The sequence below is a fragment of the Bacillus sp. EB106-02-03-XG38 genome, from assembly GCF_058792175.1.
In genome coordinates, this window is record NZ_JBYTED010000002.1 from 533,453 (window position 1) to 550,401 (window position 16,949).

Consider the following 16,949-nt stretch of genomic DNA (forward strand, 5'->3'; position numbering starts at 1 on the left):
TTTTTTTACTTTTCTACGGATGCCCACTTAAAGCTTAAGTCGCCGCCATATTTATGGTTGTACATATTTTTAATTGAATCTCTTTGCAAGTATGCTCTACCACGTTGATATACTGGAACAATCGCAGCGTCATCAAGTAACATTTTCTCTGCTTCTAGTAAGCTTTTCCAACGAGCATTTACATCGCTTCCATCTTTTTTCGCTTTCATGATGATCTCATCATATTTCGGATTAGAATATTTCATTTTATTTTGCGATCCGTCAGTTACAAACATATCAAGATATGTAATTGGATCTGGGAAATCTGCACTCCATCCAGAGAATGACATGACAAAATCCCCCGCATCTTCTAATTTTAGTTTTTGCGCGAATGGTTGTTGTTTAATTTTCACTGTTAAACCTGGTAAATTCTTTTCTAACTCACCTTTTAAGTATTCACCTGTTTTCTTCGATAATTCAACGTCTTCATTTAATAACTCTAATTCGATTTCATTTTTGCCAAGCTCTTTTTTACCAGCTTCCCAATATTTCTTCGCTTCTTTCACGTTTGGTTTTACAATATCTCCATTCACAGCACGGAAGTCCTTTTTATCCGGTCCTTTAATGAAGTTATCAGGAATTAATCCTGTTGCTGGCTTAGAACCATTATTTAATAATGTATCAACGAACGGCTTACGTTCAAAAGCAAGTGAAATTGCTTTACGAATATTTTTATTTGCTAAAGCTGGATCTTTTTGATTTAAACGAAGGAAGAATACAGATGTATCTTCTACTGTTTGGAAATCTGGTTTTCCTTTATATTTATCGATGAACTCCGCTAATAACGTCGCTCGATCGACTGCGTTTGTTTCATATAAATTAATTGGCGTAGACGTATCTTTTACAATATTAAAGTTTACTTCCTCAATCTTCACTTCTTTATTGTCCCAATAAGACGCGCTCTTTGTCATTTTAAAGCTACGTTCATGCTGCCAATCACTTAATGTAAATGGTCCGTTATAAAGTGTTGTATTCGCTTCCAAACCAAACTTCGTACCTTGCTCTTTCACAAACTTTTCATTCACAGGATAGAAGATTGGATATACCATTAAATCTACAAGGTATGGAATTGAATTATCTAATTCCACTTCTAATGTATAATCATCAATCGCTTTTACCCCTAATTGATCCGGACTCATCTCTTTTTTATTAATTTTCTCTGCATTTTTTATATCATACATAATGTACGCTGATTTCGCAGCTGTATCTGGGTTAATCGCTCTTTGCCATGCGTATACGAAATCTTTCGCTGTCACAGGCTCACCATTTGACCATTTCGCGTCTTCGCGTAATGTAAATGTATATTTCTTACCGTCTTCTGATTTCTTAAATTCCTTCGCTACACCAGGAACTAGCTTATCATCTTTCCCTAAACTGTATAAGCCTTCCATCGTATTAGTCATGACTCTTGAAGAAACTGCATCAGCTGATAATGCTGGATCCATCGTTGGAATTTCTTGCGTTTCAATTAAATTAATAACTTGCTTCGCACCGCTTTTCCCGCTATCCCCTTTTGCGTTCGCTTGCGGTTCATCTTTTTGGTAGCTACATGCCCCTAACATCATGCTCATCGCTACTGTTGATACTACAAATACTGGCATCTTTTTTTTCATACTTCCACCCTCCACAAAAATGTTAGCCCTTTCATTTTCAAACAAATAGAAATATATATATGTTCTAATAATTCATATTATACACACAAATATATTTTTTGTATATTTATATTTCTATTTCATTAAAATTTTCTGTTCAAAAATAAACCTTTGTAAACGTTTCATATTGCTGATTTTCCTTACTAAAGTGTTGAAAATGAGTGTTTTTATATTTTTCTAAATTATCAGAGAAAAACGAAATTTATATCTTATAATACTTTATGTATAATTATCCTTCTCTTTTTATCATAAAATAGCGCCCCCTTCATAATAAAGATATGTAGGCTAAAATGAGTGCAAAGGATAAGAAAGTATGTTACGATACATTTTGCTAAAAATAGATATCGGTAAAGAGGGGACGGACATGACAGCAATTCAAGCAAAAAACGGGCCGACAGAGAAATTAAGTTTATTCTTATTAACATGGCCTATTTTTCTAGAAGTTTTTCTATTTATGTTAATGGGGATCGCTGATACTTTCATGTTAAGTGCATTATCAGACGATGCTGTATCTGGGGTTGGTGCAGCGAATCAATACCTCCATATTGCTATTTTGGTACTAGAAGTCATCGGGAACGGCGCAGCTATCGTCGTATCTCAATACCTCGGTTCCAAACGTTTTATGGAAGCATCTAAAATATCAGCTTTAGCCGTCACATTAAATTTAGTGGTCGGACTCGTTATAAGCGCTGGTTTTCTATTATTTTCAAAACATATGATGATGGCAATGAACTTACAAGGCGATGTACTCATGTATGCACAAAGCTATTTATCCATCGTCGGAGGAGCTATTTTCCTTCAAGCTATTATTAATTCATTAGCCGCAATTATCCGCGTACATGGCTTCACAAAGCAAGCGATGTTTATTTCACTTGGAATGAACATTATTCATATCGCTGGAAACTACGTACTTATTTTCGGGAAATTCGGTTTCCCAGAGCTCGGTGTACAAGGGGCTGCCATTTCTTCTGCTGTCAGCAGATTAATCGCACTTATCGTTTTCTTCTGGTTACTGTACCGCGTTATGGAATACCGCGTGAAATTACAATATTACTTCACCTTATCAAAAGAATACATCGGAAAAATTTTAAAGATCGGGATTCCATCTGCATTTGAACAGGTTATGTATCAAGCTTGCCAAATTGTTTTCTTATACTATGCAACATACTTAGGAACAGAATCATTAGCAGCTAGACAATACGCTACGAACATTTCTATGTTCACTTATTTATTCGCTATTGCAATCGGTATGGGAACAGCCATTATTATCGGGCGCCTCGTTGGCGGTGGTGAAAAAGACGAAGCGTATGAACGAGTGTGGAAAAGTGTAAAATGGGCAATTGGCGTCACTTTATGTATGGTCGCTCTCGTTATTACATTCCGCACACAATTAATGGGACTATTTACAGATAATCCGCACATTATTGCGTTAGGCGCAAGCGTTCTTTTACTAAGTGTACTACTTGAAACAGGGCGTACGATGAACATCGTCATTATCAATTCACTTCGCGCAGCTGGCGACGCAAAGTACCCCGTTTTAATCGGCGCATTCTCTATGGTATTAATGAGCTTACCGCTCGGTTACTTTTTCGCCTTCCATTTAGATATGGGACTCGTTGGTATTTGGTTAGCGATTGCTATTGATGAATGGACACGTGCCATTATTATGTTCTTCCGCTGGAAAAGTAGAGCATGGGAGCGTTATGCACTCGTTAAACCTGAAGAACAAGAGGAGATTGTTTCTGTTCAGGTACAGTAATACTCGTTTAATTGAGATGCATGCATTCACTTACAGTTAAATATTAACAATATAACTTTTTATATAGTAAAAAAAGCCAATCTTCCATAACGGAAGATCGGCTTTTTTATTATTGATAAATCTCTTTATATTTCTTATACTCCGCTTCAGAACATAGTACAAAATGTCCTGGGCGAATTTCACGCATTGTTGGTTCTTCACTACCATAATTATGCTGAGATGGATCGTATACGATACGTTTACGATTGCGCTCATAATCTGGATCTGGAAGTGGAATTGCTGATAATAATGATTTTGTATATGGATGAATTGGATTCGCATATAACTCATCACTTGTTGTTAGCTCAACGATTTGACCACGGTACATTACGCCAATGCGGTCACTAATGTATTTTACCATTGATAAATCATGGGCAATGAATAAGTATGTTAAACCTTTTTCTTTTTGTAGCTTTTTCAGTAAGTTTACAACTTGCGCCTGAATTGATACGTCAAGTGCTGAGATTGGCTCATCGGCAATAATAAATTCAGGTTCTACAGCAAGTGCGCGAGCGATACCGATACGTTGACGTTGTCCACCTGAGAATTCATGCGGGAAACGGTTTGCGTGCTCTTTATTTAAACCAACTGTGTTTAATAATTCATGAACACGGTCCATACGCTCTTTTTTGTTTTTTGCTAGTCCGTGAATATCAATACCTTCTGCAATAATATCCCCTACTGTCATACGAGGGTTTAATGATGCATATGGATCTTGGAAAATCATTTGCATTTTACGGTTGAATTTCTTCAGCTCTGCGCGTGATTTTTTACCATGTACATTTTCACCATCGAACAACACTTCACCAGCAGTTGCATCATATAAACGAATAATCGTTCTTCCAGTTGTTGATTTACCACAACCTGATTCTCCTACAAGACCAAATGTTTCACCGCGGTAAATATCAAATGAAATATCATTAACCGCTTTGACAACACCACCACTCACGTCGAAGTGCTGCTTCACATTTTTTACTTCAATTAATTTCTCGCGTTGTTTAGTCATGTTGTTCACCTGCTTTCATTTGAAGAATGCGTTTTTCAACAACTGCCGGCGGTTTTACTTCTGGAGCTTGCTCGTGAAGTAACCAAGTTGCCGCATAGTGTGTATCACTTACTTTAAATAAAGGTGGGTCCATTTCAAAGTCAATTTTCAATGCCTGCGGGTTACGTGGTGCAAAAGCATCTCCCTTTGGCGGCTTCAATAAATCTGGAGGCGTTCCAGGGATTGCATATAACTCTTCTTCTGAACCATCTAAACTAGGCATAGATGCGATTAAGCCCCAAGTATATGGATGTTTTGGATTGTAGAAAATTTCATCTACAGTTCCGATTTCAACAACTTTACCAGCGTACATAACTGCTACGCGGTCCGCAACGTTCGCCACTACACCTAAGTCATGCGTAATGAAAATGATTGCTGCTTCTGTTTTTTGCTGAATGTCTTTCATAAGTTCTAAAATTTGCGCCTGAATTGTAACGTCTAACGCTGTTGTCGGCTCATCGGCAATCAATAATTTCGGGTTACAAGCTAACGCCATCGCAATAACTACACGCTGTCTCATACCACCTGAGAATTGGTGAGGATATTGTTTTAAGCGAGCTTCTGGATTTGGAATACCTACAAGGTCAATTAATTCTAAAGCGACTTTACGTGCATCTGCTTTACTCATTCCTTGGTGTTTAATAAGGCCTTCCATAATTTGATTTCCAATTGTCATCGTTGGGTTTAATGATGTCATTGGATCTTGGAAAATCATCGCGATATCTTTACCACGAACTTGTTGCATTTCTTTTTCTGTTAATTTCGTTAAGTCACGACCTTCAAATACGATTTCACCATTTTTAATACGTCCAGGAGGATTCGGAATTAATCCCATTAACGCTTTAGAAGTAACTGATTTCCCAGAACCAGATTCTCCTACAATCGCTAATGTTTCTCCTTTTTTCAAATCAAAAGTAACGCCGCGCACAGCTTGTACTTCACCTGCATGTGTATCAAAGGAGACTTGTAAATCTTTTACCTCTAACAATGTTTTCATCTTTGCCTCTCCCCTCTTTTACTTACGCATTTTTGGATCTAACGCGTCGCGTAATCCGTCTGCCATTAAGTTAAACGCTAAAATTAATATACTGATGACAACCGCAGGGATGAACATCATATGCGGATACGTTTGAATTGATTTATAACCGTCATTTACAAGAGAACCAAGTGATGCGAATGGTGGCTGGATACCTAAACCGATGAAGCTTAAGAACGCCTCACCAAACACCGCTGTTGGAATTGTAAACATTGTCATTACGATAATTGGTCCCATTACGTTCGGGATTAAGTGTTTTACAATTAATTGTGTATTTGTTGCACCTAATGTACGAGATGCTAATACGTATTCTTGATTTTTTAATTTCAGGATTTGTCCACGAACGATACGCGACATCCCTATCCAACCTGTAATTGCCATTGCGAGTGTAATTGACCATATACCAGATCCCATAATGATTACCATTAAAATAACGATGATTAAGTATGGAATACCGTTAATAATCTCCATAATACGTTGCATAATGTTATCTACTCTACCGCCATAGAACGCTGAAATACCTCCATATGCAACCCCAATTACTAAGTCAATCGCTGCTGCTAAAAGAGCGATATATAATGATACACGCGTACCTTCCCATGTTCTTGTCCATAAATCGCGTCCAAGATCATCTGTACCAAACCAGAAATACTCTTTAATATCACGTTTTTCATATTGATCAACACCATATTGATCTGTACCGTCAAATGGTAGCCAATGAACATTTTCAATAACTGGAATTTTCGGTGGTAATTTCGCACGTCCTAAATCTTGCTCTTTATACGAGTGCTTACTTACCATCGGTCCTAAAATTGCTAGTAAGATAATAAGGGTTAATAAAACGAAACCGAACATTGCTCCTTTATGTTGGAACAAACGTCTTCTTACATCTTGCCAAAACGTTAAGCTTGGACGGGCAATGACTTCATTATCCACATTATTTTGATTGGCTTGTTGAAATAAATCTGGAGATAATTTTTGTACATCTTTCATCATTTTTTCCCTCCCGCTAAACGAATTCGAGGATCAATAATTCCGTATAAAATATCAACAATGAAAATAACTAAAATGAAGATTGCACTATAGAAAATTGTAGTTCCCATAATAACTGTATAGTCATTCACTGTAATAGATTTTACGAACTGTTCCCCTAGTCCAGGTACAGCATAAATTTGCTCAATAACTAATGTTCCTGTAATTAAACCTGCAACCATTGGTCCTAAAATTGTTACAACTGGAATTAATGCGTTACGAAGTGCGTGTTTAATAATGATAACGCCTTGGCTAATTCCTTTCGCTTTCGCTGTTAAAATATAGTCAGCTTGCATAACCTCGATTAACTCCGCACGAGCGAAACGTGCAATTGTTGCGATAACTGCCATCGATAAAGCGATTGTAGGCATTACTGTAAACTCTGGTCCTTTCCAGAATGCTACTGGGAACCATCCAAGTTTTACCCCTACGAAATATTGTAGTAATGCGGCAAATACGAACGATGGTACCGACATCCCGAGTACGGAAATAATTGTCGCTCCATAATCGACCCACGTATTGTTACGAAGTGCCGCAACGATTCCTAAAATTAAACCGATAAATGTTCCTAATATAATCGCTTGTAAACCAAGTTGTGCTGATGGTCCAATGCGATCCACAATCATATCTGTTACTGGACGGTTATCATATTGGAATGATACCCCTAAATCACCTTTTGCTAAGTTACCTAAGTAACGTGCATATTGAACTGGTACTGGATCATTTAAGCCATATTTTTCAAGAATGATTTCTTTTTGTGCCGGTGATAGCTTCTCCTGGTTTTTAAGCGGAGAACCCGGAAGTAATTTCATCAAAAAGAAAGTCAGTGTAGTAATTAAAAATAATGTCAAAGCCATGTACACGAAACGTTTTAATACATAACGTCCCATAGTCAAGCACCTCCCCGTTTTTCTCAAAAGCAATAAGATAGTTTAAAATATTCTTACTTTTATTTTTTTAAAATAAGAGCATATGCCCATCATAGGCATATACCCTTATTCATGATGGAAACCATTTTTAGTTTTTGAGTTCAACCCACTTATAGCTAAATTCCCCGCCATATTTATGTTCTAATAGGCCAGTAATTGAACCACGTTGTAAATATGCTTTTCCAGGTTGGTATACTGGAGCAATCGCTGCATCTTCAAGCAATTGTTTTTCTGCTTGTAATAATGCATCCCAGCGAGCTTGTACATCAACTTCTGTTTTCGCTTTTTTAATTAAATCATCATACGCTGCATTAGCATAATTTACTTTGTTTTGCGCATTACCTGTCGTATACATTTCAAGGAATGACATTGGATCCATATAATCTGGACTCCATCCCGCATATGACATTGCATAATCTCCACTTGCTTCAAGTTTTAATTTTTGTGCAAATGGCTGCATTTTTGTTGGGACTGTCAAACCTGGTAAGTTCTTTTCGAATTGGCCTTTTAAATACTCTCCGATTTTTTTAGCATCATCAGTATCAAAGTTTAATAGCTCTAACTCTACTTTGTCTACACCAAGTTCTTTTTTACCAGCTTCCCAGTATTTTTGCGCTTCTTTAATATCCTCTTTGATAAGCTTTCCGTTTTCTTCACGGAAGTCTTTTCCATTCGGACCTTTTGCTAAGCCTTTCGGAACAAAACCATATATACCCTCTGAACCATCGTTTAAGATCACTTTTCCGATGTTTTCACGCTCAAAGGACATTGCAATTGCTTTTCGGATATTTTTATTTGCTAAAAATTTATTCTTTTCATTTAAGCGAATAAATTGTGTAGATGGTCTCTTAATCGTTTTAAAGTCAGCATCTGATTTGTATTTATCTACAAACTCTGATGTTAAGACTACACGATCAATTGCTTTCGTTTCATATAAATTTATAGCAGTTGAACGATCCTTAACAATATTGAAGTTTATTTCCTCAAGTTTTACTTCTTTATTTTCCCAATACGTTGGATTCTTCGTGAGTTTGAAACTTTGTTCATGCTTCCATTCATTCAATACGAATGGACCATTATAAAGTGTCGTATTGGATTCTAATCCAAATTTTGCTCCTTGTTCTGTTACAAACTTCTCATTCAAAGGATACAATGTTGGATAGATTGTTAAACTTACAAAATAAGGAACAGGGTTATCTAATTCCACTTCAAGTGTATGATCATCAATTGCCTTTACACCAAGATCTTCAACTGGCAATTCTTTTTTGTTAACTTTCTCCGCATTTTTAACATCAAATAGTATGTAAGCAAACTTGGCACCCGTATTTGAATCTACAGCTCTTCGCCAAGAATAAACGAAATCTTTCGCTGTTACAGGTTCACCATTAGACCATTTCGCATCTTCACGTAACTTAAACACATACTTTTTGCCATCCTCTGATTTCTCATAAGATTTAGCGACACCTGGAACAAGTTTATCATCTTTCCCCAGACGATATAATCCTTCCATTGTGTTATTCATGATGTTAGAAGATGTTGCATCTGTTGATAACGTCGTATCCATAGTTGGAATTTCAGCTGTTTCAGTTAGATTTAGCACTTGCTTGTTTGAGGATTTGTCTTTTGCACCTGCTTTATTATCCTCTTTTTGGTAACTACAAGCTCCTAACATACTGACTGTCAACGTCGATGCAAGTAATAACGGTATCTTTTTCTTCATGTTGTGTTGCCTCCCCTAATTGCACTTCCTGTACCCTCACTTGTAAAAAAGTAGAATTGAAAGAATAATCTCCAAGTTTCTACAATTTTCATTATACATATAATACAACAATTGTGAATATAGTTTTTTGTTTTTTTGTTAAAATTTTTAATAAAATGTTTATTTTTTTATTTTTTTGTAAAGGGATACGTTAACATTGCTACCATCATCTTAAAATCAGACCTTTAATTGCGTATAATTTTCAAAAAATTAATTCTAGTACATATTATAGCTTTTATAGTATAATAATTCTAGTAATATTTTGACGGAGGGGAACATTTTGAATAAAGTTTTTTTTCATACTTGTATACTAATTTTCATAGCGATAATCGCTTCTAGTATTGGCGCATTCCTCGTTTCATCGCAATTTTTGTTGAATTTTGTCAATATATCGTTTTATATGGCACTATTTTTTATTCTTGTTGGCGGTTTTTTATTCATATTTCAAAATGGATTTTTCAATGTAACAATTTACGCCTTTCAAAGAGTGTTTGGTACGAACAAAAAAATTGAGTCTTTAATTGAAGAAGTAGAGGAACCTGTCGATAAGAAAGAACGTATTTATAAAACATATTCATTCAAATGGACGTATCCAATTTGTATTACCGGTATCATTCTTGGGTTGTTCTCGACCCTCATTAGCTTTACTATTTTGATGTAGTTTGCAAACACTATCCCATATGATATAATAATCAGCAAAACATTTTGTTATAAAACTTTAGTTCTTTCATATTAAAAGAGCTCAGGTAACAATAAATAAATTTATATGTATGCGATGATAAAGAAGAGTACATATTGAGGCAATTTCAGAGAGCTTGTGGCTGGTGTGAACAAGTAATTGTACAGTATGGAATGGGCTTTTGAGCACCAAACCGAACCGAAAGTAGTAGGCTTTGGCGTTATATCCAAACGTTATTATGGATTAGAGAGATTTCACAGTAGTGAAATAATTAGGGTGGTACCGCGGTCCATTCGTCCCTATAGTTTTTTGGGATGAATGGGCTTTTTTGTTTGCCTTCTCTTCCCTATCACACATTCAAATTTAGGAGGAATTACTTATGTCAGTTATCTTTTCTGGTATTCAGCCGAGTGGAACGATTACACTTGGAAACTATTTAGGAGCTATGAAGCAATTTACAGAGCTTCAAAATGAGCACGACTGTTATTTCTGTATTGTAAACCAACATGCGATTACAGTACCTCAAGATCCCGTACAACTTCGTAAAAACATCCGCAGTCTTGCTGCACTTTATGTAGCATGCGGCATCGATCCTGAAAAAGCTACTTTATTTGTACAGTCAGAAGTACCAGCACACGCTCAACTAGGATGGATTATGCAATCAGTTGCTTACGTTGGAGAATTAGAGCGTATGACGCAATATAAAGATAAAGCATCAGGTAGAGATTCAGTTCCAGCTGGATTACTTACGTACCCACCATTAATGGCTGCTGATATTCTACTTTACAACACTGAAATCGTGCCTGTCGGTGATGATCAAAAACAACATATGGAATTAACACGTGACCTAGCAGAGCGCTTCAACAAACGCTTCCGTGAAGTGTTCACTGTTCCTGAAATTCGTATTCCAAAAGTAGGCGCTCGCGTTATGTCATTAACAGAGCCTACGAAGAAAATGAGTAAATCTGATCCAAATCCAAAATCAATGATCAGCATGCTTGATGAACCAAGAACAATTGAAAAGAAAATTAAGAGTGCTGTAACTGATTCTGAAGGTATTGTGAAATTCGATAAAGAAAACAAACCTGGCATCTCTAACTTATTGACAATCTACTCTTCATTCTCTGGGAAAACAGTAGAAGAAATCGAAGCAATGTACGAAGGAAAAGGATACGGCGACTTCAAAGGCGACCTAGCACAAGTAGTCGTAGAAGCAATTCGTCCAATCCAAGACAAATATAACGAACTAATCAGCTCACCAGAACTAGACGAAATTCTAGACAAAGGTGCCGAAAAAGCAAACCGCGTTGCATTCAAACAACTACGCAAAGTAGAAAACGCAATGGGATTAAGCAGAAAACGTAGGTAACATATAAAGCGGAGGCGACTGTTTAGCCCTGACGGCTAAGGTTCTTTCCCACAGAAGGTGCTTTTTACCTTCTCGTGAGGAAGGTTCTTAGATGCGAAGGGCTAGGAGCCGGAGCTGGATTACTCTATATAAAGCGAAAGCGGCTCGCTTAGAATGTGAGGGGATGGAGCGCCTTCCTACGAGGCGATTTTTGCCTCGTAGGAAGGCGCGAAGCCACCGAACATTCTTGCCGCTGGAGCTAAGTTACACCAAATAAAAAAAACCGCCAATTGGCGGTTTTTTAATTTACCTTTTGCTCGTTTTCCATTTCCCATAACTTTTCAAAAAATGGCTGTCCTTTTACGAGACGCTCACATAATTGTTCGTGCTTCTCAGACCAACCCGTTTTCGCTTCATCGTACAGTTTAGCCCAAATATCTTCAAATTCCATATGTTGAACCATTCCGTATGCTGATGGATCCCACTCTGTGAACCAATAGCGGATCTCTGCTGTGTTTTTCGTTGTATGTAATTGATCTAACGCCATAAATAATAATTGTTTCAGCTGTCTTTCTTTACGAGTTAAGCCATTCATAATGAAAGGTGATGGTGATAAAATATGATGTTCTTTTTCCATTTCTTCTACTTGGAACTCATACTTTTCTGCTTGTACGTTTTCTACCATCTCATATACCATCTGCTCTTGGCGCGGTATAAGTCTGCTCTTTCTAATTGGAACATTGTAACCAATTGTGTCGATCGCAATAATTCCTTTTCCATCTGTAACTACAAAGCAATACTCTTGCTGCAAACGTTCATGATTTTTACGAATATAAGCCTTATGATGTACGTCTTCCAACATTTTTTGCGGAAGCTCTAACAATTCGTCCTCGATGTAATGATATAATGTGGAATCTACTTTTAATAATGGCACTTGATCTAATAGCTCAATCGTATCATCTTTTCGCCATTCGTAAAAATGACAAACGTTATACCCATTCTCTTCACCTTCAAACCAATTTACCCATACATCATGTAGATATAACATTCACTACCCCTCACTTCACTACTGTTTGTATCAATCATTATGTTCAATTTTTCTAAACTTTATTCCACCTAAGGAAATATATTCTAATTATTATTTTTTCTTCTATTAATACTAAAAAAAACAGGAAATAGGGCTCCTGTTTTTTATATATGAAATGTATTTGCTTTATTCAATATTTCTTTCGCATCTATAGGTAATAAAGAAAGTGTATTTTCTCCTTCCAAAGTTACACAATCTTTAACAATATGAAATCCAAGTGCATAGCCAAGCATCTTCGGATAAGAATGAAATCCATTTAATAAGATGTCGTGCTCCCTAGTTCCTCGTTTTACACTTATTCTTTCATATACAACGTTTTTCCAATAATAAATAGCTTCTTCTTTTGAAAGGTACGTCGTCCACGGTGCATTGTTTTTTTCTGAATATCTTTCAGTTACTGCTTGCTCAGCCAATCCTTCCATAATCATCGTATCAAGTAATGTATACTCTGTTTCTTTCTTCTCCATTTGATGTAACCTGCATATGTGATGATATTCATGCGCTAATAAGACTTTTAATTCTTCCACTGAATTCCGTCCACATACGAATAAGAAAATAACGTGACGCATAGATAATCCAGCCCTGCCGTTATACTCTTCTTGTACAGTTCGATTATAGGAATCTGATAATAAAATAAAGACAGGGACATCCGGACCTTTTAACCAATTTTTTAGTTTCTCATACTCCGTACGCAATTCTTTCCAAACTTCCTTTTTCTCTAACTCTTTAATTTCTTGTTCTCCTCGCATAACCGGGCGATACATACCTTTGGAAATTAAAAAGCGATACAATCTTTCTTTTGGCAACGGAATATACTTCGTAAACTTCTCACAGAGCTTTTCTGGCCGTCCGTAATATAGATGTAACCACTCAGCAGTTTCAACAATCCCCATCTTTATCCCTCCTTTTTCTTATGTATATGCAAAAGGAGAAAAAGACGTAAAAAATAAATAAGGAGTTTTTTCGCAATATAGTGCGAAAAAACTCCTTATTTTATCTATTATTTATAAGCTTTAAATACTAATACTGCGTTATGACCACCGAATCCTAGTGAATTACTTAACACTGCGTTTACTTCTTGATGTCTCGCATTATTCGGTACGTAATCTAAGTCACATTCTGGATCTGGCGTTTCATAGTTAATTGTTGGAGGAATTACTCCGTCTGTAATTGATTTAATAGAGAAAATCGCTTCAACAGCACCAGCTGCTCCTAATAAGTGACCTGTCATTGATTTCGTTGAACTGATCGCTACTTTATACGCGTGCTCACCGAACGTTTCTTTAATTGCCATCGTTTCATACTTTTCATTCGCATCTGTACTTGTACCGTGCGCATTAATGTAATCAATATCTTCTGGCTGTAGACCTGCATCGGCTAAAGCTTGACGCATTGCACGCACGCCGCCTTCACCGCCAGGAGCAGGCATTGTAATATGGAATGCATCACCAGTTGCACCGTAACCAACGATTTCCGCATAAATGTGAGCACCACGAGCTAATGCGTGCTCTAATTCTTCAAGAATTAAAATACCTGAACCTTCACCCATTACGAAACCGCTACGGTTTTTATCGAATGGACGACAAGCTGTTGCTGGATCTTCATTGAATGTTAATGCTTTTGCTGAGCTAAATCCTGCGAATGCCATACTTGTTAACGGCGCCTCTGCTCCGCCTGTAATCATTGCATCAGCATCACCGCGCTGAATTGCTTTAAATGCATCACCAATTGAGTTTGCACCAGATGCACAAGCCGTTACAGAACAAGTGTTAATTCCTTTTGCTCCTGTTGCGATCGATACTTGACCTGCTGCCATATCTGGAATCATCATTGGTACGAAGAATGGACTCACGCGGCGCGGGCCTTTCTCAGTAAAAATCTTAAATTGTTCTTCGTATGTTTCCATACCGCCAATACCAGAACCAATCCATACACCAATTCGAGGTCCGTTTTCTTCTGTAATTTCAAGCTTTGCATCCGCAACTGCCATTTTCGCTGCTGCTACTGCATATTGTGTGAAGCGATCCATGCGGCGCGCTTCTTTTTTATCAATATATTTCTCGACTTCAAAGTCGTTAATTTCTGCTGCTACTTTTGCTGGAAATAGTTCCGGATCAATTCTTGTAAGTCGTCCGATTCCAGATACACCCTTTTTAATGTTTTCCCACGCTGTTTCAACATCTGTACCGATCGGTGTAACAGCTCCTAGTCCTGTAATTACGACCCTCTTTTTTTCCATACAAAATACACTCCTTTTTTCTCTCAGTCCTTATTTACCCCAACGAAGAGCGACTGCTCCCCATGTTAATCCGCCGCCAAAACCAACAAGTATAATTAAATCACCATCTTGAATACGTCCGTTTTGCAATTCCTCTACCATTGCAATTGGAATGGAAGAAGCTGATGTATTACCGAACTTCTCGATTGTCATACTCATTTTTTCTTGTGGTAAATTTAATCTCTCTCTTGCAGATTCCATAATACGAATATTCGCTTGATGTGGTACTAAGAAATCCACATCTTCTTTTGTAAGACCAGCTTTATCTAAAACGCGAAGACAAGAATCTCCAAGTTGACGAACAGCAAATTTAAAGACTTCTCTGCCATTCATCATAACATACTCGTCTTGATAAAGATGCTTACCGCCACTTCCGTCTGCTCCTAATTCGAAAGATAGAACGCCTTTTCCTTCTGAAACAGCTCCCATTACGATCGCACCCGCTCCGTCTCCAAATAGTACCGCTGTATTTCGATCATTCCAGTCTACAATTTTAGATAGTTTATCACTACCCACTACTAATACATTTTTATAAGTTCCCGTTTGAATAAATTGCTGCGCTGTAATCATTCCGTACATAAAACCAGCACATGCTGCACTTAAATCCATTGCAGCTGCATGTTTTGCGCCAATTGCTTCTTGAATGACACAAGCTACTGCTGGGAAAGCACGATCTGGCGTTACTGTCGCTACTAAAATAAGATCGATATCTTCTCCGCTAATCCCTGCATCTTCAAGCGCTTTTTTTGAAGCCTCAACGGCCATATATGAAGTATCTATTGTATCATCGGCAATGCGTCTTTCCGCAATCCCTGTTCTCGTACGAATCCATTCATCGGATGTATCCATTATTTTCTCTAAATCGTGATTTGTGACTACTTTTTCCGGCACATATCTTCCGATCCCTAAAATGCCCACGTTCACATCGCAGCCCTCCGTTTTATATCAATTATTATGACTTGGTACTAATTTTAAAACATAAATGTATTTTTGTCTAGAATATATTTCAGCTAAAACATAAAGCGAGCACATTATTCACCTTATTGTTTATGAAAAGAAACAGAAACATACCTTTCCCTGTTTCTTTTGAAATATAAAAAGGCCCGAACCGCTTCTATCCACGGTTCAGACCTCTCTTGCATCTAAAAAGATGCTTTTTATTCTTGTTCTGCTTTCCCAAGCTCATATGCTTCGTTCATAACTTTCATCAATAACTCTAATACTGGTTGTGCTTTCTCCATATCAAGCGCAATTCCATTATCATCTAAAATGGCCTTTGCTTCTGGTAAATGCTTCATTGCGATTTGTAAAAATTGCATGCTTTTCTCATTCATATTACGTTCTTCCTCTCCATTAAAACTTTCACATATATAGTGTAACACGCTCGCTATCCTTCGTATAACTCTTTATATTTTTTCATATGTGCCAATTGTTTATTTAAACCGTATTCTAACGGAGTATTTCTTTTTATCGAGATAACCTCTACAGCTTCATCGCTTTCTTCTTCATTCTCTTTATTTACTTTATCCTCTGCACGTAAAAGATTCATACCTTTTTTCCATAATGATTTTTTGCCACTAAGTAAATTGTATATACCGATATCCCCTTCGTTCATTCCATTTTCCCATAAGTATTCACATACATCTTCAACGTACAGTAGATCCCTTCCGTTTTCCTCAGTCGCATAATGGCACTCTTTCTCACCCAGTTCTGATAACATGAGCTGATGATACATCATAAAAGATGGTTGCCATGGCCCATATAATGTAGGAACTCGAAATACACTATATTGTACCTCTCCTTTTTTCAAGCCTTCTTCTACTTTCGAAAATAGACGTTTATTTTCAGACTCATCTGCGTTTCCTACTTCAATAGAAGAAATTAGATTTAATTTCACTTTATGTTCTTCACACAGTCGTATAATTCGCTTTAAATACTGTAATATAACTCTTTCATTCCGAAAGCCACTTTTTTGATTTGGTTCATACAAGCAAAAGTAAACTGTATCGAACTTCTCTTGTTCTACTGATCTCCATCCCTCTTCATCTCTTATCGAGTAATACGTAAATAACGCATTTCGCCCAATTAACAATAACTTTTCTTCATTTATTTTTGTCATATTCTCAAATTCATCAAAATCAAGACCGTACACTTCTACTTCTTCTGCAATCATTTTATTCACAAGGTGATAACCTACAAACGTAAGTGCACCTATAATTAGCACGCGTTCCATACCACCAACCCTTTCTCCTTGAAACAAATAGCTC

The 16,949-nt window shown here is 37.0% G+C and carries 15 protein-coding genes and 1 other annotated feature; of the genes, 3 read left to right on the forward strand and 12 right to left on the reverse strand.

Going from position 1 to position 16,949, the window contains the following annotated elements; all coding sequences use genetic code 11:
- Positions 1-5 precede the first annotated feature (5 nt).
- Complete coding sequence (locus AC3WTI_RS12110; protein ID WP_000728614.1) at positions 6-1,652, reverse strand: peptide ABC transporter substrate-binding protein; 1,647 nt, start codon at positions 1,650-1,652, stop codon at positions 6-8.
- A gap of 352 nt (positions 1,653-2,004) precedes the next feature.
- On the opposite strand from AC3WTI_RS12110, the gene AC3WTI_RS12115 reads away from it, so the two are divergent.
- Positions 2,005-3,450, forward strand: coding sequence for an MATE family efflux transporter (locus AC3WTI_RS12115; RefSeq protein WP_142305813.1), 1,446 nt, complete (start codon positions 2,005-2,007; stop codon positions 3,448-3,450).
- Between the two features lie 109 nt (positions 3,451-3,559).
- On the opposite strand, the gene AC3WTI_RS12120 is transcribed toward AC3WTI_RS12115, so the two are convergent.
- The 5 genes from AC3WTI_RS12120 to AC3WTI_RS12140 form a co-directional block, all read right to left on the reverse strand.
- On the reverse strand, positions 3,560-4,495 hold the full coding sequence (locus tag AC3WTI_RS12120; RefSeq protein ID WP_000166346.1) for an ABC transporter ATP-binding protein: 936 nt from the start codon (positions 4,493-4,495) through the stop codon (positions 3,560-3,562).
- Positions 4,488-5,531, reverse strand: a complete 1,044-nt coding sequence (locus tag AC3WTI_RS12125; protein WP_000854346.1) for an ABC transporter ATP-binding protein — start codon at positions 5,529-5,531, stop codon at positions 4,488-4,490. Before AC3WTI_RS12125 ends, AC3WTI_RS12120 begins: the two co-directional genes overlap by 8 nt.
- An 18-nt stretch (positions 5,532-5,549) precedes the next feature.
- Positions 5,550-6,566: an oligopeptide ABC transporter permease gene (gene opp3C, locus AC3WTI_RS12130; RefSeq protein WP_000974099.1), complete on the reverse strand. Its 1,017-nt coding sequence runs from the start codon at positions 6,564-6,566 to the stop codon at positions 5,550-5,552.
- Entirely contained in the window at positions 6,563-7,492 is a 930-nt protein-coding gene (opp3b, locus tag AC3WTI_RS12135) for an oligopeptide ABC transporter permease (protein WP_000534165.1), read from the reverse strand. Before opp3b ends, opp3C begins: the two co-directional genes overlap by 4 nt.
- Before the next feature lie 127 nt (positions 7,493-7,619).
- The gene (locus AC3WTI_RS12140) at positions 7,620-9,251 is read right to left on the reverse strand and encodes a peptide ABC transporter substrate-binding protein (RefSeq protein WP_097840676.1); all 1,632 of its coding nucleotides are present in this window, start codon (positions 9,249-9,251) and stop codon (positions 7,620-7,622) included.
- 319 nt (positions 9,252-9,570) lie between these two features.
- On the opposite strand from AC3WTI_RS12140, the gene AC3WTI_RS12145 reads away from it, so the two are divergent.
- Positions 9,571-9,951, forward strand: coding sequence for a DUF3899 domain-containing protein (locus tag AC3WTI_RS12145; RefSeq protein WP_087957731.1), 381 nt, complete (start codon positions 9,571-9,573; stop codon positions 9,949-9,951).
- Positions 9,952-10,056: 105 nt separating this feature from the next.
- Positions 10,057-10,273: a binding site (T-box leader), on the forward strand.
- Between the two features lie 75 nt (positions 10,274-10,348).
- Positions 10,349-11,338 (forward strand): tryptophan--tRNA ligase, encoded by a 990-nt coding sequence (gene trpS / locus AC3WTI_RS12150; RefSeq protein WP_087957729.1) that lies wholly within the window; start codon positions 10,349-10,351, stop codon positions 11,336-11,338.
- A gap of 280 nt (positions 11,339-11,618) precedes the next feature.
- On the opposite strand, the gene AC3WTI_RS12155 is transcribed toward trpS, so the two are convergent.
- The 6 genes from AC3WTI_RS12155 to AC3WTI_RS12180 all read right to left on the reverse strand — a co-directional run bounded on the left by AC3WTI_RS12155 (position 11,619) and on the right by AC3WTI_RS12180 (position 16,942).
- Positions 11,619-12,365 (reverse strand): YjbA family protein, encoded by a 747-nt coding sequence (locus AC3WTI_RS12155; protein ID WP_063260232.1) that lies wholly within the window; start codon positions 12,363-12,365, stop codon positions 11,619-11,621.
- 143 nt (positions 12,366-12,508) lie between these two features.
- On the reverse strand, positions 12,509-13,297 hold the full coding sequence (locus AC3WTI_RS12160) for a DUF2268 domain-containing putative Zn-dependent protease (protein WP_087957727.1): 789 nt from the start codon (positions 13,295-13,297) through the stop codon (positions 12,509-12,511).
- Positions 13,298-13,404: 107 nt separating this feature from the next.
- The gene (gene fabF, locus AC3WTI_RS12165; RefSeq protein WP_087957725.1) at positions 13,405-14,643 is read right to left on the reverse strand and encodes a beta-ketoacyl-ACP synthase II; all 1,239 of its coding nucleotides are present in this window, start codon (positions 14,641-14,643) and stop codon (positions 13,405-13,407) included.
- 30 nt (positions 14,644-14,673) lie between these two features.
- Entirely contained in the window at positions 14,674-15,606 is a 933-nt protein-coding gene (gene fabH / locus AC3WTI_RS12170; RefSeq protein WP_001100539.1) for a beta-ketoacyl-ACP synthase III, read from the reverse strand.
- 233 nt (positions 15,607-15,839) lie between these two features.
- Positions 15,840-16,016, reverse strand: a complete 177-nt coding sequence (locus AC3WTI_RS12175) for a ComZ family protein (RefSeq protein ID WP_087957721.1) — start codon at positions 16,014-16,016, stop codon at positions 15,840-15,842.
- A gap of 53 nt (positions 16,017-16,069) precedes the next feature.
- Positions 16,070-16,942, reverse strand: a complete 873-nt coding sequence (locus AC3WTI_RS12180; RefSeq protein ID WP_142286616.1) for an NAD-dependent epimerase/dehydratase family protein — start codon at positions 16,940-16,942, stop codon at positions 16,070-16,072.
- Positions 16,943-16,949: the final 7 nt, after the last annotated feature.